The following is a 20,674-nucleotide window of genomic DNA, read 5'->3' as shown; positions in this document are numbered from 1 at the left end:
TTAGGGTAAGAGCCAAGGTTTGGAAACCAAGACAGCCAGTGGTTTTTAAAATATTGCCAGATTTGTTTGTCTTGATCCATGCCCATAAACTCACCAACTAGCTCCATACATATAATTTCAGTATCGCTAAGTTTAGGCGCAAATCCGCCTCTTCTTAACGGTTTTTGAACGACTAAGTTGTAATATTGCTCTACCATCAGATAGATATTAATGATAAATTCGTCAAGTGGCATCTCATTGTCCTTGGTCTTCTTGGTCGAAAACTTTAAGGATAGTGAGGTGTCATTTTTTTTCAACCCCTAAAAGTGTTGAGAGTGGGGTAAATATTTATAAAAATGCAGACCCCAGCAGTGTCTTTAGATCCATTTGATCTAGGCGTTGCAGGGATTAATAATCCTTGCCATATAGGCAAAGCACTATGGGTATGAGATAACTGTTTAAAAAGATTTAGTTTGTATTTAACAATACAATTGGATAATTAAATATCTGGCAGATATTAGGATGTTGCATAAGGGTTAGGCTGTAGCACTTAGGACAGCGCCGGCGCCTAACCTATTGGTATTACAAGTAACAGGTAAGTAGCCTATAGAAGTGGACTTACGACCGTTACTCTTCAGTGGTTTTAGTGACCAGTAACTGATTAACCTTCAGGTTCTCAGTATCTAGAATTTCAAACTTAAAACCAGCGTGTTCAATGAAGTCAGTTTTTTTGGGAATTTTTCGTAAAGAATACATCATGAACCCACTTATGGTTTCATAGTTTTCTGAGTTTGGCAAGTTTATGATGCCTAAAGTACGAATAACATCTTCGATAGGGGTCATACCATCGACCAACCAAGAGTTCTCTGTGCGTTGGACGATAGGCTGTTCATCTACTGTGACCAGCTCGCCCATCACGATGCTCATCACATCTTTTAAGGTAATTACTCCCACCACTAATGAGTATTCATTAACAATGATGGCAAAGTCGGAGCCAGTGCTTTTAAAGGTTTCTAACACATCGAACAAAGATAAGGTGTCGGGAATAAATAGGGCGGTGCGTAAAATAGTGGGGTCAGTTAGACGCACTTTTTCTTGTTGTAAAACCATCGCCAAAAAGGCACGAGACTCAACATAACCTATGGTTTGCTCTAAGTCATCTTCTAAGCAGACTAAGAATTTATGATGCGGTTCACGAATCATGGTTTCAACAATCACATCATGACTTTCATTCGAGTCGAAATAAACGATGTACTCACGGGTGGTCATCACTGAGGTGACCGTGCGCTCTTGCATCTCAAAGATATTGGCAATTAAGTGATGCTCTTGGTGTTTTAATACCCCGGCTTCGGCGCCCGCATCCATTACCGCATAAATATCTTCTGAAGTGAGGTCGTCACGGCGTACCGTCGATACACCAAGTAGCTTAAACAACAGGTCAGCCGCCCCATCAAATACCCAAATAATCGGCTTAAACACAAAGATAAGCATCATCATTGGGCGTACTAATCGCACAGCAATGGGTTCCGCGTAACTCATGGCAAAGCGCTTGGGCATTAGGTCGGCAAATAGCACAAAGACACTGGTGACTAGGATAAAAGAAATCGCTGAAGCGAGGGCTTCGTAGCCAATGACCAACTGCAAAAAAGATAAGGATTCGTGTTGTAAAATGGCTTCTAGATAGGGACTAATCGCAGACTCACCAATGACACCAGCTAAAATAGCAACCGCGTTCAGTAGTATTTGAACCACAGTAATAAAGCTGCCAGGGTTGTCTTGCATAGCTAACACATCAAGGGCTCGTACTTCTCCCTCTTTGGCTAAAATTTGTAGTTTTATTTTTCGAGCTGAAGCTAGGGCAAGCTCAGAGCTTGAGACAATAGCACTGATCGCTATTAATATGAAAATAGAGATTACCGCAGTAATTAAGGTCATGATAGTTAACTCTAAGCTTTATATACTCAAAATCTAGGCAATAAATGCCATAAATAATGTAGCCATAAAAAGCTCGATAAGAAGCTGTTATTTTGAATAAATTGTACGTTATTTTGGATAGATTGTACGTTATTTTGGATAGATTGTATTATAGGTCATATTACAAGATTTAGCTTGTCTATAAACATTCATCATTCAGCCTTGTTAGATTGTTACTTGGGTTACTAGGCATGGGCTTTGAGCTGTTTTTGTATGTAACCAATTATCATTTTCCTTGATTAATTCTTAATCGCCACCATAATAGAAGCACTAAACAGGCATATTCAGCTTTAAATCCATCAAACTATCCATCCTATAATTTACAATCAAAGAGGTCATCTTATGACTGATAACGCTCCAGTTTCTGCAATAGACATTGAACAATCAGACATTAAAAGCAACATTACTATCACTCCTTCGGCACAAGAGTATTTAGCCGAATTGTTAGCAAAACAAGAAACCCCAGGCATTGGAGTACGTATTTTTGTTGAACATCCAGGGACGCCTCGTGCGGAATGCTGTATGGCTTATAACCAGCCTGGTGAAGAAGATGAAGCGGATTTGCAAATGCCATTTGAAGCCTTCACTGCTTATATTGAGGCCTCTTCAGTACCTTATTTAGAAGATGCGGTTATCGATTATAATAAAGACCGCTTCGGGGGGCAGTTAACCTTCCGTGCTCCTAACTCTAAAGTGCCTAAAGTGGGTGCCGATGCTAGTGTTGAGGAGCGTATCAACTATGTTCTTCAATCTGAGATTAACCCAAGCTTAGCGGCTCATGGCGGTGACGTACAGTTATTAGAATTGATTGAAGAAGAAGGCGTGGGTCTAACTGCGGTACTCAAATTTGGCGGTGGTTGTCAGGGCTGTTCTGCAGTAGACATGACCTTACGTCAAGGGGTTGAGGTCCAATTAAAGCAACAAATCCCTGAATTGACTCAAGTGGTAGATGATACGGACCACTCGCATACAGCAAATGCTTATTACAAATAAACCCTCCTAATTGAGAGTAAGTAATAAGTATAATAATAATTAGTGATTATATTTATTCAGTGGCTGGGTTATCATTAGATAATCCAGCTTTTTTATGACTTTGTGATTTTGCCCTAAGGCTAGCTTTTGGTTTATAGTATTTTTTAATTAATTAGTACTTTTTGTTTTTTTACTAACAGTGCTTTTTAACCAATAGTTAGTGCTTTTTTGACCAACAGTGCTTTTTAGCAAGCAGTACTTTTTAGAAGAGAGTACCCTGAGGGTTTTATTTAAACTATTAATTTAGTACGTTAAGGATGCGATATGAGTAATGCCGACAATGCAGCTGACAATCAGCGTTTAGAAACTTTAGCCATTCATGCAGGCTATAGTGTAGAGCCTACCACTAAGGCTGTTGCTGTGCCTATTTATCACACCAGCTCTTATGCTTTTGATGATACTCAGCACGGGGCAGATCTGTTTGATTTAAAGGTAGCAGGTAACATTTATACCCGTATTATGAACCCCACTAACGCTGTATTAGAAGAGCGTGTGGCGGCATTAGAGGGTGGTATCGGTGCCTTGGCAGTAGCTTCAGGCATGGCGGCCATTACTTATGCGGTACAAACCATCTGTGAAGCTGGTGATAACATTATCGCTGCTTCAACGCTATACGGCGGTACTTATAACTTCTTTGCGCACACTCTACCGCGTCAAGGTATTGAAGTTCGTTTCTTTGATCATAAGAACCCTGCGGCTATCCACGACTTGGTCGATGACAGAACCAAAATGGTCTTTGCTGAGAGTATAGGTAACCCGCTAGGCAACATCATTGATATTGAAGCCATTGCCGAAGCGGCCCATAAGTATGGTGTACCGGTAGTTATTGATAACACAGTGGCTACGCCTGCTTTATGTCGTCCGTTTGAATTTGGTGCTGACATCGTGGTGCACTCATTAACTAAATACATGAGCGGTACTGGTACCTCTATTGGTGGTGCTATTGTGGATAGTGGTAACTTTAATTGGGGTGATTATCCAGAGCGCTTCCCTTTATTAAACCAGCCTGATGTTAGCTATCATGGCGTAAACTTCGTAAAAGATGTGGGTGCTGCAGCCTATATCGCCCGTGCTCGTGTGGCTCCCTTACGTAATACAGGTGCTGCGTTAAGCCCATTAAACGCCTTTAGTATCTTGCAGGGCATCCAGACTCTAAGCCTACGCATGGAGCGTCATGTAGAGAACGCTCAAGCTGTGGCTGAGTATCTAAGAGGTCATGATAAAGTGGCTTGGGTTAAGTATGCTGGCTTGTCAGACCATCCTGATCATGAGTTGGCGCAGAAGTATATGAAAGGTACTCCTTCAGCTATCTTAACCTTCGGGGTAAAAGGTGGCCGTGAAGCGGGTGCGAAATTTATTGATGCCTTAAATCTAATTACCCGTCTGGTAAACATTGGCGATGCCAAATCTTTGGCCAGTCACCCAGCTACCACCACTCACCGTCAGCTTAATGACGAAGAGTTGGCAAAAGCTGGCGTTAGTGAAGATATGATTCGTCTGTCTATTGGTATCGAGCATATCGAAGATATTAAAGCCGACTTAGAGCAAGCACTATCTAAAGCCTAAGATTACATTACAGCTGATAAAAAAAGAAAAAATCCCAAACCTAGATTTGGGATTTTTTTTGCTTACTTGATGCATAAGGATTTTAGCTTGGGCAAATTAAGCCGACAGAACCTGGTTCGCAATGGCTTGATATTGCTCAACTGTCAAGCGAGGGCCAAACTGCTGCACTACCTGACTGGCCACATTACCTGCCAGCTTGCCACACTCAGTTATGCTATGGCCTTGCGATAAGGCAAATAGGAATGCACCAGAATAGTTGTCGCCAGCGCCATTGGTATCAATAACCTTATCTACTTGAGGGGTAGGTACTTGGGTCAAGGTGATTGCTGTATTTGAATCTTTTTCACAAATCACAGTATCTTCAGCACTGTTAGTGACCACGGCCAGTTGACAGTATTGAGTTAAGGCTTGAGCCGCTTCGGTTATGCTGTTGGTTTCGGTAAATAGCATGGCCTCTTCAGCATTACAGAAAATAGTATTTACCCCGTCACCTAAGACTTCAAGTAAGCCTTCTTTGGCAAAGTTAATCACGGCAGGATCAGCAAAACTTACGGCAATTTTGATGTCATTATCTTTGGCTTGTTGACGTAGCTGTTGCAGGGCAGGGCGTAGGCTTTCTGACATTGCCAGATAACCCTCAAAATACAGCCAGTTACTTTGACTTAAAGCGTCAAAATCTAGGTTGTCTGCATTAATGTCACTAGAGGTACCTAAGTAGGTCTGCATGGTACGCTCGCCATCTGGGGTAATCGCTACCACACATGAGCCAGTAACCCCTCCTGCTGAAACTGATTTTTCAGAGGTGGTGGCTACTCCCGCCTGATTTAAGTCTGCTAAGTAAAACTCGCCGGCTTTATCATCTCCCACGCGGCAGCCATAAAAAGACTTACCGCCAAGGCTAGCAAACGCAAACATCGCATTGGCAGCAGAGCCGCCCCCAGTTTGCTTTGAGGGCTGTAATTGCTGAGCTTCGAATTCTGCTAGCAGCTGAGTTTGCTCATCCAAGCTAGCTAAGGTCATGCTGCCTTTGGCCAAACTGGTCTGAGTAAGTTGTTGATCATTCAATAGATATTCATGATCTACCAAAGCGTTTCCTACAGCCATAACGTCGTACATAATATTTCCAACTTTTTGTGATTGTGGTGTGTTTAATTTCAGTGCGGCTATCATACTGTAATTTAGATTAATTGTGGAGGTCGGCATTACAGCGTGGAACATCGGCCAAAGACTAGGGAGTCAAAAAAATAATTATAAAAATTTATCGCGAAAAACAATATTATTGTAAACGATTGATTTTAAAAGGAAAATATTTTGTATAAAAAATAGACAATTTTAGCTTAAGCCTTAACTATTGCGTGTTATTTGTTGTCAAGTCTTGAGTTATACACAGAGTTATCCACAGCCTTTGGGGGTAACTGATTGACCCCTAGATTTTATAAGGCTTTGCCAAGTCACCAAAAACTATCGACTTAAGCCCAACTAATATGGGCCACTATTTATGGTCATTACTGACCAATCAGTATACTGATGTTCCACACCCTTTGTAACAGGGGTTTATATTTAACAGGATATAAATTTAGGAAAAATAAATTTGAATTAACTGGCGTCACTAGTAGACTAAGCCTGTCTCTGGGCGTACTGTTGTCAAGCTGTAAGTGATGATTCGCAGTGATTTTCTGGATGGGTGCTGTATGGGTGCTTTTTTTATTAAGGGCATAGTTTATTAAGAGCACGGTTTATTAACGCTATAGCTTATTAGTTGATTAAATACGCAGTTGATTAAAGGCATGGTTAACTATAGGTGCGGTTAGTTAAGGGCATAGTTAACTAAAGGCACAGTTAGTTAAAGGCATGATTAACTAAAGGTAGGGTATGAAAAAAATATATTTGGTTCGACATGGACAAAGTACAGCCAATGCCGGAGGAGAGATACAGCCTAACGCTGAGATTGAGTTGACCGAGCTGGGGCATAAGCAGGCAGAAGAAGCCGCTGATTGGCTGCTACAAAGCTTAGGCGAGGATATCCGCTCTATCTGTGTTTCGAGCTATATTCGCACCCAGCAAACTGCACAGCCGTTAGTGAACAAACTAAAGCTGACACCAAAAGTTATAGAAGGCTTACAAGAGTTTGATTTAATTGGTTTTAGCCGCCTAGAAGGAATAACTTTCGCGCAGCGTATGGCATTGACTGAGGCTTATTGGCAGTCGGCCCATCCTGCCATCGCTAACGCAGATGATGCAGAGAGTTTCCAGCAGTTTTATCAGCGTATTCCCCAAGTACTAGAGCAGTTTGCAACTTTTGAGCCAGGCAATCATGTGGTGTTTACGCATGGGTATTGGATCAGTATGTTGATATGGTATCTACTTGATTTGCCAGCGGATGAGACACAGCACGTAACCAAATTTCGTCAGTTTGAGTTATCCATACGTGCCCAAAACGGGGAGGTATTTTGTCTAACTCTACCTAGTGATGAGTTAAAAGAGCAATATGCACCAACTATTACTAAAGTGCGTCACTGTACTGACCAAAACTCGGATTTATCAGCTTAAGCCATTAAAGCTGACTTGATTGTCATTAAAGTTGTTACTATGGCTTTAAAAAACTACAAACGCCTCCATTAACTAATATCAGCATTTTTGAATGTGCCTCTTAGATAGGCATACCTTTATAACAGCAATGGCTAATAAAAATACGATAAATAATACGAGCGAAAATATGAAACAAGATAATGCAGCGCTAGATTTGACCTTACACCCAAGCTTTGAATTAATTCAGCACCAAAAAATTGAAGCGTTGTCGCTGGATGTTCTTATTAGTAAACACAAACAAACCGGAGCTATGCATTATCACTTGGCGCATCCGAGTGATGAGAATGCGTTTTTAGTGGGTTTTCGCACTCAGCCTATGGACTCAAAAGGTGAAGCGCATATTCTTGAGCATACCGCGCTTTGTGGCTCTGCCAAATATCCAGTTCGCGATCCCTTCTTTTCGATGATCAAGCGCTCATTAAATACCTTTATGAATGCCATGACCGCTGCCGATTGGACCGCTTATCCCTTTGCTACCCAAAATAAGAACGACTACTTTAACCTGTTGTCGATATATTTAGACGCGTCTTTCTTCCCTAATTTACACCCATTAGATTTCGCTCAAGAGGGCATTCGTATTGAGCTGGATGACAATGATAAGCCACAATTTAAAGGCATCGTGTTTAATGAGATGAAAGGGGCGATGAGTGGGGAAATTGACCAGCTGTATCACAGTGTGGCGCATCACTTATTCCCAACCACCACTTATCATTATAATTCTGGGGGGGATCCTGCGGATATTCCAGACTTAACCCATGCAGAATTGGTAGAGTTTCATAAAAGTCATTATCATCCTTCAAACAGTGTGATTATGAGCTTTGGTAACATTCCAGTGCAGCAAACCCAGGCTAAATTACATGAAGATGCTTTGGCACAATTTAGCCTAGGCAAAAAGCACGAATCTCGTCCTGAAGTTCGTCTAAAAGCACCGATTCAGGTTACTGAGACCTATACGGTCGATGAGATTGATAAAGCGCAGACTCATCATGCTATGGCGTGGTTATTGCCAGAGATTACTGATCCTAAACAGCGTTTGGCACTGCGTTTATTGGAAGGGGTTTTGATTGAACATGCCGGCTCTCCGCTGCGCGCTTATTTGGACAGTCATCCTTTAGCTACCGGTCCAAGTCCACTACTGGGCTTAGACGACAGTCATTTTGAGATGGTGTTCTATGCCGGTGTACGTGGCTCAGAGCCTGAGCATGCCGATGCTATTGAACAAGGTATCTTAGAGCTATTGCAGCAAGTGGCCGATAATGAGATTGACCCTGAAGCGATTGAGACTATTTTGCACCAGATAGAGATTGATCAGCGTCACATTGGCGGTGATAGTATTCCTTATGGCCTAAACCTAATGTTAGAGGGCTTTAGTACAGCCATTCATGATGGCAACCCAATTGATATTTGGGAGGTCGATGAGCACTTACAGTGGCTACGCGAACAAGTAAAAGATCCGAGCTGGCTACCTAGCTTGTTACAGAAGCATTTGATTGATAACCCGCACCGAGTGCGTGTGACCTTAGTACCTGATGCCACTAAGTCTGCTAAATTGGCAGAAGCGGAACAAGCAAGATTGGATGCTATTGAAGCTGCATTAACAGAAGCCGATAAACAAAAAATCAGAGAGCAAGCTGAGCAATTGACCGCCCGTCAAGCGGCAGAGGATGACTTAAGCTTATTGCCAAAAGTGGGTCTAGAAGATGTTCCTGACTCGATTAGCTTTACTCATGGTAAGCAGGTAGACATCAAACTTGCCGGTGATGACAGTATCCTGTATCAGTATCAAGCCGGCACCAATGGTTTGTACTATTATCAATTGATTATGCCTCTAGCAGGTCAAGATGAGTTAATTAATCATCCGTTATTGCCTATTTATTTAGGTTTACTGTCTGATCTAGGAACCGACACTTTGTCGGCTCGTGAGTTTCAAGCGCTACAAGCAGCACACTCTTCTGGGGTAACGGCGCGTGTTAGTCAGCGCACCTCGCCGCAAGATCCAGACTTATTGAGCAGTTACTTTGTGGTGGCGACTCGTGCGTTAAACCGTAAGCCGGAAGCCATTGATTTGGTGAAGCAAGTATTAGAGCACAGTATCTTCACTGAAAAAGACCGTATTAAAGAGCTATTACAACAAAGACGCGCCGGCTGGCAGTCTCGTTTGGCCAACTCAGGTCATGCGTATGCGATGCAAACGGCCAGCCGTAGTATGAGTCGTCAAGCAGAGCTTGAATATGTACGTAGTGGTTTGCCTGCATTAAATGCCCTAAAGGAGTTCTTAGGCAATGCCGCTGAAGATGACTCTAAGTGGGATGAGCTGTCTAGCGCTCTGGTAGTACTACACAAGCGTTTGGCAAGCCTACCTAAGCAAGCACTGATTGTGTGCGAGCCGGAGCAAACAGAACACTTCAAACAATTAATTGAGCAAAGCTGGGAGCAGTCACGTTATACCAATAAGGTAGAGCAAGACAGCCAAGCTTTGGCAGACAGTATCCCTGATGAATACACTCAGTTGCAGCTTGAGCGAGGCAGCATAGCGCCGCAACAAGTATCGCGGACAGAGCGTCTAGCGGAGGATATGGCTTGGTTGGTCGCCACCAACGTTTATCATAATGCCGCAGCTTATCCGGTGGTGCCAGCAGATCATCCAGATACAGCAGCACTAATGGTATTGGCGCCTTACTTACGTAACGGTTATTTGCACAGTGCCATCCGTGAAAAGGGTGGGGCTTATGGCGGCGGTGCCGGCTATGATGCCAATGCCTGTGCCTTTAAATTCTTTAGCTACCGTGATCCGCACTGTGCTGAAACCTTTGAGCATTTTGAGCAAAGTGTGAACTGGCTACTTAATGAGCCACAGAAGCCGGAACAATTGGAGGAGGCTATCCTAGGGATTGTCTCAGCTATGGACAAACCAGGCTCGCCGGCAGGGGAAGCGGTTAAATCTTGCTTCGCCGACTTACATAATCGCGGGGAAGCTTGGCAGCAAAAAATGCGCGCCAGCATTCTAGCTGTTACTTTAGAAGACTTGCAGCGTGTGGCGACCACTTACCTAAAAGATAAGCCAAGTAGCAAAGCGGTACTGGCCCCTTATGATAAAGAAGAGGTGGTGCAGCAGCTTGGATTTAAAGTGGCGAAAGTTGCCAGCTAATTCAAGCAGGCATTGGCTTGGTTGAGTAGCATTGCTTGAGTGACATTGATTGAATGACATTGCTTGAGTAACATGGCTTGAATGACAATAGCAGCAGAGTAAAAAGAGGTGGGCTTAAAGCTCACCTTTTTTTATGATGACCCAAGTTTTATGCCTAGAAAGGCTGGAAGGCTATTAAGCTTTATAATTTATCGAGCTTTAGGCCAAATAGCACTCTAAACTGAAGTAAAAAATAAACCGCAGCAAAAAAGAGCAATTTGTGATTAGATAGCAGGTCAACCTAGATTTCTATTTTGATAATAAGAGAAAACAATGCAAGATGAGTACCATAAGCCTAGTCAGGACCGCCATACCCCTGATCCTGTGGCGATGACTAAGACCGAGCAAACCAAAAGCTATGGCTATTTATCACGCTTTGCATTGGCCTATACTTTACTCTATGTCTTTTTGCCCTCAAGCTTGGCTCAGCTGGGCGTAGCGGCTCCAGGGATAGTGTTATCGGCTGTAGTGGTTTTGGGATTAAACATGGCACTGATTGCTCTATTTAAGAGAACCGAACAGCGTAGTCTAGAAAAAATAGAGTGCCACCGTATCGGCTTATTAACCGCAGTATTTACCCTGATAGTCACCTCTATGTTGATGATTTATTCTTTATATGACTTATCTGCATCGGAGCTTACTATTACTGCGCTAAAAGAAAATGGGGTGATTCCGATGTTGGTTATTAGTGGCGCTATTGGGTTTGCCATCAACTATGTGGTCGTTACCTATGGGCTGTGGTTGCTACAAAGCTTACAGTCTCGACTTTCTAAATCGGCTTAGCTTGATTGTGAGTTAACTAAGGTTGCAGATTTTTTCAAGTTCTAATAACTGTTGGTCTAGGCTTTCGAGTAAATACTCAAGATTTGGCAGCGTTTTATCACAGCCAACAATACCAAAGTGCAGCTTGTCTAGATAACTGGTAAAGGTAATATTTAACGCTTGACCATTGAACACCACAGAAGCGGGATATAAAGCGCTCAATGCAGCTCCATTCCAATATAAAGGCTGTTCGGGACCTGGCACATTAGAGATTAGGATATTAAAAGCTTGTTTTTTTGGATAAGCGTTAGTCAATAGATTCACCCCCTCCCAAGCATAACTGATGGCACTGTAATTAATGACCTCAGCTTGCTCCATCCGCCCAAACTTATCTTTGCCCATTGCCATGCTGGCATGGATAGCCTTGAGTCGCTCAATCGGGTCGGCGACATTTGTGGCTAAGTTACAAAGCACCAAGGAAGCTTGATTGCCTGAAGCACTGTCATCTTTACGTAAAGACACTGGGACAAAAGCAATCAGTGGCTCATCTGGTAGCTGCTTGAGCTGTAATAAATAGCTGCGTAAGGCTCCGGAACAAATAGTTAAGGCCACGTCATTGAGGCTCACTTGTAAGACTTCGGCTATTTGTTGAAATCTAGACAGAGCATAAGTAGTTGCAAAAAAAGCTCGGCTATTGGAGATACGCTGATTTAACGGGCTAGTGGGAGCTTGTATGGTGGACACAAATCCAGGCTCATTGCGTTCTTTGAGCTCATTCTTAAGCTCACCAAATACCGGCTTGATGGTGCCAATCTGTTCTTTTACTATCCCACGAAAAGTTCGTTTATTTGGTGCTATAGTTTTTAAGTTTTGTTTATCACGGTTTAGTAGGGCCCAAGGGGGCAACGTCATAACTTCAGTAGCAGAGGAGGACAAAGATTTTTCAACAATACGCATGGCTGCTATGCCATCTACTAGAGAGTGATGAATCTTAAAATATAAAGCAAAACGCTTGGGGTTAGGCTTATTCTCAGAAGTAGTAGGCACGCCATCGATGCCTTCGATAATATGGCACTCCCATAACGGGTAGTTTTTATCCAACATATTGGCATGGACATCAGACACGTAGGAAAGCAGCGCCTGAAAAGAATGGGGCTTAGACAAAACGGTATGGTGAAAATGATAGTGTAAATCGAAGTGTTCTGTGGTTTTCCAAAAGGTTAAGTTGTACAGCACTTGGTTAAAAGGAAAGGTCGGCGGCGTATCTCCGCTACGTATTTGACGCACTAAATTAGCGACAAAGTCAGGCTTTGCAGAGGCAGGAATGTCAAACAAAAACAGCCCACCTACATGCATGGGCTGTTTGTGCTTTTCAATTAAAAAAAACAGCTGTTCTACCAACGAGACTACGCGCATATGACCTCTACCTTTTGACGCTCAAATTCTTTTTGACCAAAGTTATTCACGAATACCTAATTTTCTTTCGTGACAAATATTTTCTAGATGGGTCAACTCACTTTCTAATAACTTCAATAGATTTTGAATTTTTGGTAAGGTCTTACTACAAGCTACGATACCAAACTCAATTTTATCCAAGTAACTGGCCAAGGTAATATTCAAGGCTTGACCATTGAATAAAATAGAGGCCGGATATAAGGCTCTTAACTCAGCACCATTCCAGTAAAGCTTTTTCTTAGAGCCAGGTACGTTTGAAATAATAAGGTTAAAAGCTTGTTTTTTTGGATAAGCACTGGTTAATACGTTAATCAGCTCCCAGCTATAAGCCAATAAGCTATAGTTAATGACTTCAGGCTGTTTCATACGACCAAAGCGCTGTTTGCCATCATTCATACTACTGTGTACTAGCTTTAAACGGCTCAGCGGGTTTTCTAAGTGAGTACCAAGGTTACATAAAATAAAGGCAAATTGGTTGCCCGAAGCACTCTCATCTTTACGCATAGAATAAGGCACCCAAGCAATTAAAGGCTCTTCAGGTAGCTCATTAAGTGAAAGCAGGTAGTTGCGCAAAGCACCGGAGCAAATGGTAAGCACCACATCATTAATACTGACCCCTAAGTTATGAGCGACATTTCTGAATCTTTCAAGCTCATAAGAGTCGGCAATAAAGCGTCTGGAGCTAGAAATACTCTGATTTAGAATGCTGGCTGGAGCCTGAGTGGTTTTGACAAAGCTTGAGTCTTTATTTTGAGTTAGAGTCTGGGCTATTTCTTTTAGGACGGGTTTGGCTGTCTTTAACTGATCTTTGAGGATAGCCAAAGCAGAGCGGTCTTTATCAGGCAAAATCGTTTCAATCTCATAACGATGACGCATCATCAAAGCCCATAAAGGTAAGGTCAGGGTCTCGTTTGGCGAATGTGATAAAGACTTTTGTACCAAACGCATGGCCGCAATACCATCCACCAATGAGTGATGAATCTTGAAATATAGACCAAAACGTTTTGGACGACCTGGAGATTCCGGCTCAATGCCTTCAATAATATGACACTCCCATAAAGGACGGGCGCGGTCTAATAGGCGGCTATGCTCTTTTGAGATGTAAGACAGCAGCTCACGTACTCGTGCCGGCTTAGGTAGCGCAATATGCTGAAAATGATGCTCAACATCAAACTCTTCATCCTTAGTCCAATAGACTAAATTATGAAGTACTTGGTTAAAAGGGAATGTTGGGGGTGTCTTGGAAGCTTGCATTTGTTGAACTAGCGTCAGAACGAAGTCTTCATCGGCATCTTCAGGAGTTTCAAACAAGAACAAGCCGCCAACATGCATGGGCTGTTTACGTTTTTCAACCAGCAAAAACATAAAATCTAGTGTTGATAATAAGTGCATAGCATTCCTTTGCTTAGATAAATGGTAAAAAGAGTAAAAAGCTTAACATTGAATAAGAACTGATAATCATTTTAGTAGGTAAGATCCATATTAATGCAAAACCTATTTGGGTTAAATAGATAATATTGCTATGACATATTACTTGATATTTAGGACTCGATGAGTCCTAAACATCAAAAGAAAGAAGGGTAATAATAGGCTAGAAAACTGGCTAATAATGCCTAAAACTACTGAAAAAAGTAACCTGTTTGCGGTGAACTGGGCAGGGCCATTCTACGCTTGGGCATACGACCTGCTAAGTAAGAGGCACGTCCAGCCCAAATTGCGTGCTTCATGGCATGAGCCATTAGTACTGGGTCCTCTGCATAAGCAATGGCTGAGTTCATTAATACACCATCACAGCCAAGCTCCATAGCAATAGCAGCATCTGAAGCGGTACCGACCCCTGCATCTACTAGAACTGGAATATTTAGGGCTTTAGTATTCTCAATAATAATACTTAAGTTATGTGGGTTTAATAATCCTAAGCCAGAGCCGATAAGGCTACCCAGTGGCATAATTGCCACACAGCCCATGCTCGCAAGCTCTTTGGCAACGATGGGGTCATCAGATGTGTAAACCATGACCTCGAATCCATCATCGATTAATTTCTTCGCGGCTACCAGCGTCTCAGTAACGTTTGGATATAAAGTTTGCTCATCTCCTAGGACCTCAAGCTTAACTAGGTTATGTCCGTCTAGTAACTCACGAGCCAATTGGCAGGTGCGTATCGCGGTATCTGCATCAAAACAACCGGCGGTATTGGGCAAGATGGTGTATTTTTCAGGAGAAATAACATCCAGTAAATTAGGCTGATCTTTATGCTGACCGATATTGGTGCGACGAATGGCCACAGTTATAATTTCTGCGCCAGAAGCTTCAATGGCTTCTCCGGTTTGTTGTAAGTCTTTGTATTTACCGGTACCGACTAGCAGTCTAGACGAAAATGTACGGCTACCAATATTAAAGCTATCGTTTTTTAGAGGAGTGATAAAAGAAGGGTTTTGAGTATTGTTTGAAGCTTGCATAGTCATTCCAGTTACCTTGAGGTGAGAGGAGTAGGTATTCTAGAGGTTTAATAGGTCACAGTCACCGCTCCTCGGGAGATGTTGTGACATTATATCAAATAACAGCTGTGCACTGAATTTAATATACAATAGCAGAGTTCACTAACGGTGTTTACTTTATGTTGGTTAGTTGGTTAGTTGGTGGGATTGGTTGGCTTATGGATAAAAGTGGTTAGCGAGGACCAACCATTGACATCTAGGCAACCGTAGCTAGTTTGCCAAACTAACTAACTAGCTTTAGGGCACTTGATAGCAGACATCCCTTGAGTAATCCTTTATAATCTATAAATAAATATTACTTATTAACAGTCCAGTGTAATTAAACTGTTTAAGCATGAGAGATACAAGGGGTTGAATATGGGTTCATCACGACAATTACTACTGGGTACAGGCGTATTCATTGGAGGCGGCGTATTGCTGTTGTCCTTGGTGAAACAAATGGATGCCCCAAAAGAGGCTGACATTGATAATGCCATAAAGATTGAGCAAGTCAGTACCGCAGTAAAAACGGATCAAGAGCCGTTAACGGCTGATATTGAGACAGAAGAGCGCTTATTGGCGCAGAAACGTCTTGAGCGTGAAAAGAAGATGGCTCAATTGGATCAGAAGACACGTGAATTTTTGACCGAGCAAGAAAAAGCAGAAGCCTTAGCGATGCAAAAAGCACGTCTTGAAAATGAGCAGTATCGCAGTGGCGCAGCTGAGCCTGTTGTTGATGAAATGCCAAATTCTGAAGAGACTTCTAAGGTAGTGACCCCCGTTACTCGCCCTGTGGTTACTGCAAGACCAGTTGAGCAGGGTGTAACCCCAATAACTAGCACACAGCCGATGCAGGCTCGTAATGAACAAGCACAGGCGACAGCATCAAAGTCTGAGCCGAAGCCACGAGCTGAAGTGGTTTCTTCAAAGGCATCTTCCAGCACCCAAAAGCATACGGTACAACGTGGTGAAGGGTTAATTAAATTATCTCGTCAATATAATGTGCCTGTGGAAGCTATTTCTCAGGCCAATAAATTGTCAAAAAACTCTACCATACAGGTCGGACAAGAGATTACTATTCCCTCGCAAAGCCAGATAGATCGATTGGTACGTGACTATAATGCTAGTAATAATAATCAGTCTAAGCCGCAACAAACCAAAGCTGAGACTACTAGCAATAGCGCACCTACCAGTCAGCAAAAGTATCAGGTCAAAGCAGGGGACGGTTTAATTAAGCTGGCGCGTCAATATAATGTGCCTGTGGAGGCTTTGGCTGCAGCCAATAATATGAGCACCAACACTTCATTGAGAGTGGGACAAGATATTACTATTCCTTCACGCAAGCAAGTACAAAGATTGCAACGAGAGGCAGAACAAAAAAAAGCCGCTGAACAAAATAAGCGTGAAGCACAGCAGCGTTTAGCAGAGGCACGTCGTAAGGCAGCTAGTGGTGAGGCTAAAGGTACCTTTGGCGTACAGGTGGCACTTGCTGATAACCAACAAAAAGCCGATGCCATTGTAAAAGAGCTGCGTGCTGCCGGTTATTCAGCCTCGACCAGTAATACCAGTAGAGGAGTTCGGGTCATTGTCGGTCCTGAAAAAGGCAAAGAAGCAGCTTTGGCATTAAAGGATAAAATCAATGCTGATCCAAAAACTAATGTGAATAATGCGTGGGTGCTTTATTGGCGTTAGCAAGCTTCAAGCTTGATTTAATGTAGCAAATAAAACTGCTTTACAACCAAACACGACACTAGATGTCGTGTTTTTTTATGAGTTGCCTTAAAATATAGGTTACTTCGGAGGAGAAGTGCGATAATACAAAATAATATAAAGGTATGTTTTTAAAGGCATTTAGAATAGAGGTGCCCAAGTATTTTTTGAATTTAGCGGTAATAAAGAGTTATAGATAAGCTCTTTATTACTTTATGTGGTAAGTAGTTATTGAGTTAAGGCGGTAAGATTTAGTGGACTTTATGATGTTAGGGGTCATGGTGTTGGTCGCGCTCATTATTATGATGAGTATTATTGCTCAGCGTAGCCATGACAATAAAAAACAGAAGCCGGTTAGAGGAGATGAGCTTGCGATTTGGCCTTTTGAGCCAATGCCGATAATGACCGACACAGAGGTATTGTTTTTTGCCAAATTACAACAAGCGGTGCCGGAATATTATATTTTTAGTCAGGTACAGCTTTCACGGATTATTACACCCAGTGAAGAGGCAGGCAGTGACAAAAGCTTTTGGTTCAACCGGATTTGTCGTCAAAGTGTAGATTATGTCTTGGTAGATAGAGATGCGCAAACTACCTTGCTTGCTATTGAGCTTGATGACTGGACTCATGACAGTACTGCGAGGCAAAAAGCAGATGATAAAAAAGATAAGGCATTGGCCAGTGCGGGTATTCCTATTTTACGATTTCATGCTGAGCGTATGCCTAGTGTGTCGGTAATACGCCACGATATTGAAGCGGTAATTACTAAATATTTTCACAATTAAATCAATTTCTTAATGTGCATATCCTTGATATTAATAGGGATTACTTAACTTATTAACGCTGCGTATACATATCTAACTAAATCTAAACAGGCATTTTTATCGATTTAGGTAATATAGCAAGTAGATGGATTCATAAGTTGCAAAGTTTTTAAATTTGCAAAGGATGGTTCGATATAGCTAGGCCTTATTAATAACTTATCCAGTTATTAAGTTTGCCAGAGCTAACTGATAACTACTCTGGCTTGAATGATAAAAATAACTTACCCAGCAACCCAGCAAGGATATAATAATGAAAGATAAAATTGATCATAATGACCCAGCCAAAAATATGTGTCCACACACAGGAAATGGTGGTGAGCCACAATATCAAGCCGATGACAGTGTGCCAAATCTTACTACTCAACAAGGTGTGGTCATCTCCGACAACCAAAACTCTTTAAAAGCGGGTCCACGTGGTCCAGCTCTATTAGAAGACTTTGTATTACGTGAAAAAATCACTCATTTTGACCATGAGCGTATTCCAGAGCGTATTGTACACGCCCGTGGTACTGGTGCTCATGGTTATTTTGAGCTTACCGAATCATTGGAGCAGTATACTACTGCTAAGATTTTGACTGAGACTGGTAAGCAAACGCCTTTATTCACACGTTTCTCGACTGTAGCCGGCAACAAAGGTTCAAAAGACACCCCGCGTGATGTGCGTGGTTTTGCGGTTAAGATTTATACCGAAGAGGGTAACTGGGATATCGTCGGTAATAATATGCCTATCTTCTTTATCCAAGATGCTATGAAATTCCCAGACTTTGTTCATGCTGTTAAGCCTGAGCCAGATCGCGGTTTCCCACAAGCAGCTTCAGCCCATGATACTTTTTGGGATTTCGTGTCATTGACCCCTGAAACCATGCATAACTTAATTTGGTTGATGAGTGACCGTGCTATTCCACGTAGCTTACGTATGATGGAAGGCTTTGGTATTCACTCTTACCGTTTAATTAATGCTGAAGGTAAGAGCACCTTCGTTCGTTTCCATTGGAAACCAAAATTAGGCGTTCAGTCATTAACTTGGGATGAAGCGGTTAAGATTTCAGGCGCAGATCCTGACTATAACCGTCGTGACTTATTTGAATCTATTCAAATGGGCGATTTCCCAGAGTGGGAATTTGGGGTTCAGTTATTTACTGAAGAAGAAGCAGCAGAATTCCCATTTGACCATTTAGACGCGACTAAGCTGATTCCGGAAGAGTTAGTGCCTGTGAAGATCGTGGGTAAAATGGTATTGAACCGTTATCCAGATAACTTCTTTGCGGAAACTGAACAGGTGGCCTTCTGTCCATCGCATTTACCACCAGGTATCGACTTTAGTAATGACCCGTTATTACAAGGTCGCTTATTTAGCTATTTAGATACTCAGCTTAAACGTTTGGGTGGTCCTAACTTTGCGCAGATTCCAATTAATGCGCCAAAATGTCCATTTGCGAACAATCAGCAAGATGGTCATATGCAAATGCATGTGCCCAAAGGTCGTACCTTGTATGAGCCACAAAGCTTAGAGCCTAACAAGCCACGTGCTAACTATAAGCAAGGCTTCAAGTCTTTCAATGAGCAATTAGATGATGGTGTTAAAGGCCGCGTCCGTGCTGAAAGCTTCGCCGATCATTATAGTCAGCCTCGTATGTTCTACCGAAGTCAAACGCCAGCAGAGCAAGCGCATATTGCCACTGCCTATGCTTTTGAACTGGGCAAGGTTGAAACTGCCCATGTGCGTACCCGTACCCTAAGTCATCTATTAAATATTGATGAAGACTTAGCGAAACGTGTTGCCGATGCATTAGGTATGGACTTACCTGAAGCTGCTAAACCAGCCGCGCCTATCGTTGATATGCCAGAGTCTCCAGCGGTTCAGACTATCGGCCTTACCCCTAAAACTCTAAAAGGTCGTCAAGTAGGTATCTTAGTAGGGGCAGGTTCTAAGAAAGCTTCTATTGAGAAGTTTGAGAAAGCGGTTAAAGCGGAAGGCGGTAGTGTGAAAATTGTTGCCCCAAGTATCGAAGTCAAATTGGATGATGGCACTACTATCCAAGCTGATGAACGAGTGGCAGGCGCCCCATCTGCGTTATTTGATGCAGTAGTGAGTATCATCATGCCAGATGTGGCTAAGAAATTGGCCAAAGACAGCTCAACGCTAGACTGGTTCAATGATGCATTCAACCATTGTAAAGCCATTGCTTATTGTGGTGCGACTGATGAATTTATCTTAAGCAAACTACCTGTAGAAAAAGATGAGTTCGTGACGCCACTAGATGAGTTAGATACCTTTATCGAAAATGCTAAGACCCGTCTATGGGAACGTGAGCCTAAGGTTCGTGATTTAGCTTAATTTATCTCATAGCTAATATTAGTCTTTAAATTCAAAAACCAGTCATATTTATATGGCTGGTTTTTTGGTTTAGATAATATTTTAAGTCAGTATTTATTTGTCTTACTATGATAGTTGGTATAGGTCTATCATGAGTGCCTCTGTTTTGTACCAAGTATATCCTTTACGTTAAAGTCTAAAACGCTTAGTTAATCAGAATTTTGTATTATTAAAAGTTTAGAATACAGAACGGTGCATAATAACTGTGGATCTTGGTTTTTGGATGTAAATATTGATAATACTCACATATTAAAACTTTACAAGTTAGAAAAAAATTGAGTAATAATTAAAACCTTGATTACAATTTTGAATAATCAAAGACTTCAATTCATGGTTTAAATAGAATAAATGAGTCTTTTATTAGAATTAAGTGAAATTTGTTAAAACTGCTATTATAACTTGATTATTTTATAAGTTTAAAAAAAGTCATTGTAAACAACTGGAGCTATATATAATACTCCCGGAAAACTAGACCAAAAAATTGTAGCAAATAAGATAGAATAACCTTTAGAAAAAGAGGTCTATCTAATGACGAAAGTACGTAAGCGTCACAATGCTGAATTTAAAAGCAAAGTCGCCGTTGAAGCCATCAAAGAACACAAGACCCTCAACGAGTTAACCGCAGAATATGGGGTTCATGCAACCCAAATCAGCAACTGGAAAAAGCAGGCTTTGGCAGTTATCCCTACGGCATTCAATACCAAACAGCAAGCCAACGAACAAGCCCAGCAAGCTATTATCG

At 42.0% G+C, this 20,674-nt stretch carries 13 protein-coding genes and 2 pseudogenes; 9 read left to right on the top strand and 6 right to left on the bottom strand.

All coding sequences use genetic code 11. The features are described 5' to 3' along the window. Together G561_RS0111775 and paeA are read right to left on the bottom strand one after the other, a co-directional pair. Positions 1-233, bottom strand: a pseudogene (locus G561_RS0111775) (IS982 family transposase); the annotation flags it as partial. A gap of 373 nt (positions 234-606) precedes the next feature. Beyond that, positions 607-1,914, bottom strand: a complete 1,308-nt coding sequence (paeA, locus tag G561_RS0111770) for a polyamine export protein PaeA (RefSeq protein WP_028859738.1) — start codon at positions 1,912-1,914, stop codon at positions 607-609. A gap of 381 nt (positions 1,915-2,295) precedes the next feature. On the opposite strand from paeA, the gene nfuA reads away from it, so the two are divergent. Both nfuA and G561_RS0111760 read left to right on the top strand, forming a co-directional pair. Further along, positions 2,296-2,946, top strand: a complete 651-nt coding sequence (nfuA, locus tag G561_RS0111765) for a Fe-S biogenesis protein NfuA (RefSeq protein WP_037032372.1) — start codon at positions 2,296-2,298, stop codon at positions 2,944-2,946. Between the two features lie 303 nt (positions 2,947-3,249). Next, on the top strand, positions 3,250-4,551 hold the full coding sequence (locus G561_RS0111760) for an O-acetylhomoserine aminocarboxypropyltransferase/cysteine synthase family protein (RefSeq protein WP_028859736.1): 1,302 nt from the start codon (positions 3,250-3,252) through the stop codon (positions 4,549-4,551). 96 nt (positions 4,552-4,647) lie between these two features. Here the strand turns inward: G561_RS0111760 and G561_RS0111755 are convergent, their stop codons facing one another. Next, a complete protein-coding gene (locus tag G561_RS0111755; RefSeq protein WP_028859735.1) occupies positions 4,648-5,667 on the bottom strand; it encodes an adenosine kinase in 1,020 nt (339 codons plus the stop codon). 756 nt (positions 5,668-6,423) lie between these two features. Between G561_RS0111755 and G561_RS0111750 the strand changes: the two genes are divergently transcribed. From G561_RS0111750 to G561_RS0111740, 3 genes are all read left to right on the top strand, one after another. Next, positions 6,424-7,101, top strand: a complete 678-nt coding sequence (locus G561_RS0111750) for a histidine phosphatase family protein (RefSeq protein ID WP_028859734.1) — start codon at positions 6,424-6,426, stop codon at positions 7,099-7,101. Positions 7,102-7,267: 166 nt separating this feature from the next. Next, positions 7,268-10,288: an insulinase family protein gene (locus tag G561_RS0111745; RefSeq protein ID WP_028859733.1), complete on the top strand. Its 3,021-nt coding sequence runs from the start codon at positions 7,268-7,270 to the stop codon at positions 10,286-10,288. Positions 10,289-10,600: 312 nt separating this feature from the next. Further along, positions 10,601-11,110, top strand: coding sequence for a hypothetical protein (locus tag G561_RS0111740; protein ID WP_028859732.1), 510 nt, complete (start codon positions 10,601-10,603; stop codon positions 11,108-11,110). A gap of 12 nt (positions 11,111-11,122) precedes the next feature. Here G561_RS0111740 and G561_RS0111735 read toward each other — a convergent pair whose 3' ends face one another. The 3 genes from G561_RS0111735 to G561_RS0111725 all read right to left on the bottom strand — a co-directional run bounded on the left by G561_RS0111735 (position 11,123) and on the right by G561_RS0111725 (position 15,003). Continuing rightward, positions 11,123-12,505 (bottom strand): WS/DGAT/MGAT family O-acyltransferase, encoded by a 1,383-nt coding sequence (locus G561_RS0111735; protein WP_028859731.1) that lies wholly within the window; start codon positions 12,503-12,505, stop codon positions 11,123-11,125. A gap of 42 nt (positions 12,506-12,547) precedes the next feature. Then, positions 12,548-13,936, bottom strand: a complete 1,389-nt coding sequence (locus G561_RS0111730) for a WS/DGAT/MGAT family O-acyltransferase (RefSeq protein WP_028859730.1) — start codon at positions 13,934-13,936, stop codon at positions 12,548-12,550. 227 nt (positions 13,937-14,163) lie between these two features. Then, on the bottom strand, positions 14,164-15,003 hold the full coding sequence (locus G561_RS0111725; protein WP_051584537.1) for a thiazole synthase: 840 nt from the start codon (positions 15,001-15,003) through the stop codon (positions 14,164-14,166). 396 nt (positions 15,004-15,399) lie between these two features. Between G561_RS0111725 and G561_RS0111720 the strand changes: the two genes are divergently transcribed. The 4 genes and pseudogenes from G561_RS0111720 to G561_RS0111705 form a co-directional block, all read left to right on the top strand. Then, a complete protein-coding gene (locus G561_RS0111720) occupies positions 15,400-16,713 on the top strand; it encodes an SPOR domain-containing protein (RefSeq protein ID WP_028859728.1) in 1,314 nt (437 codons plus the stop codon). 281 nt (positions 16,714-16,994) lie between these two features. After that, complete coding sequence (locus G561_RS0111715; RefSeq protein ID WP_037032375.1) at positions 16,995-17,516, top strand: DUF2726 domain-containing protein; 522 nt, start codon at positions 16,995-16,997, stop codon at positions 17,514-17,516. A 289-nt stretch (positions 17,517-17,805) separates the two neighbouring features. Further along, positions 17,806-19,893 (top strand): catalase, encoded by a 2,088-nt coding sequence (locus tag G561_RS0111710; RefSeq protein WP_028859726.1) that lies wholly within the window; start codon positions 17,806-17,808, stop codon positions 19,891-19,893. Positions 19,894-20,460: 567 nt separating this feature from the next. Then, positions 20,461-20,674: pseudogene (locus tag G561_RS0111705) on the top strand (IS3 family transposase); the annotation flags it as partial.

This window comes from Psychrobacter phenylpyruvicus DSM 7000 = NBRC 102152, assembly GCF_000685805.1.
In the GTDB taxonomy this organism is placed as follows: Bacteria; Pseudomonadota; Gammaproteobacteria; order Pseudomonadales; family Moraxellaceae; genus Psychrobacter; species Psychrobacter phenylpyruvicus.
This window is presented reverse-complemented; position numbering and strand designations above follow the sequence as displayed.

Excerpts from the sequence above, each read along its gene's own strand:
- G561_RS0111750 (WP_028859734.1), top strand. The coding sequence starts at position 6,424 with ATGAAAAAAATATATTTGGTTCGACATGGACAAAGTACAGCCAATGCC.
- G561_RS0111745 (WP_028859733.1), top strand. The coding sequence starts at position 7,268 with ATGAAACAAGATAATGCAGCGCTAGATTTGACCTTACACCCAAGCTTT.
- G561_RS0111735 (WP_028859731.1), bottom strand. The coding sequence starts at position 12,505 with ATGCGCGTAGTCTCGTTGGTAGAACAGCTGTTTTTTTTAATTGAAAAG.
- G561_RS0111725 (WP_051584537.1), bottom strand. The coding sequence starts at position 15,003 with ATGCAAGCTTCAAACAATACTCAAAACCCTTCTTTTATCACTCCTCTA.
- G561_RS0111715 (WP_037032375.1), top strand. The coding sequence starts at position 16,995 with ATGATGTTAGGGGTCATGGTGTTGGTCGCGCTCATTATTATGATGAGT.
- G561_RS0111755 (WP_028859735.1), bottom strand. The coding sequence starts at position 5,667 with ATGTACGACGTTATGGCTGTAGGAAACGCTTTGGTAGATCATGAATAT.
- paeA (WP_028859738.1), bottom strand. The coding sequence starts at position 1,914 with ATGACCTTAATTACTGCGGTAATCTCTATTTTCATATTAATAGCGATC.
- G561_RS0111720 (WP_028859728.1), top strand. The coding sequence starts at position 15,400 with ATGGGTTCATCACGACAATTACTACTGGGTACAGGCGTATTCATTGGA.
- G561_RS0111760 (WP_028859736.1), top strand. The coding sequence starts at position 3,250 with ATGAGTAATGCCGACAATGCAGCTGACAATCAGCGTTTAGAAACTTTA.
- G561_RS0111710 (WP_028859726.1), top strand. The coding sequence starts at position 17,806 with ATGAAAGATAAAATTGATCATAATGACCCAGCCAAAAATATGTGTCCA.
- G561_RS0111740 (WP_028859732.1), top strand. The coding sequence starts at position 10,601 with ATGCAAGATGAGTACCATAAGCCTAGTCAGGACCGCCATACCCCTGAT.
- G561_RS0111730 (WP_028859730.1), bottom strand. The coding sequence starts at position 13,936 with ATGCACTTATTATCAACACTAGATTTTATGTTTTTGCTGGTTGAAAAA.
- nfuA (WP_037032372.1), top strand. The coding sequence starts at position 2,296 with ATGACTGATAACGCTCCAGTTTCTGCAATAGACATTGAACAATCAGAC.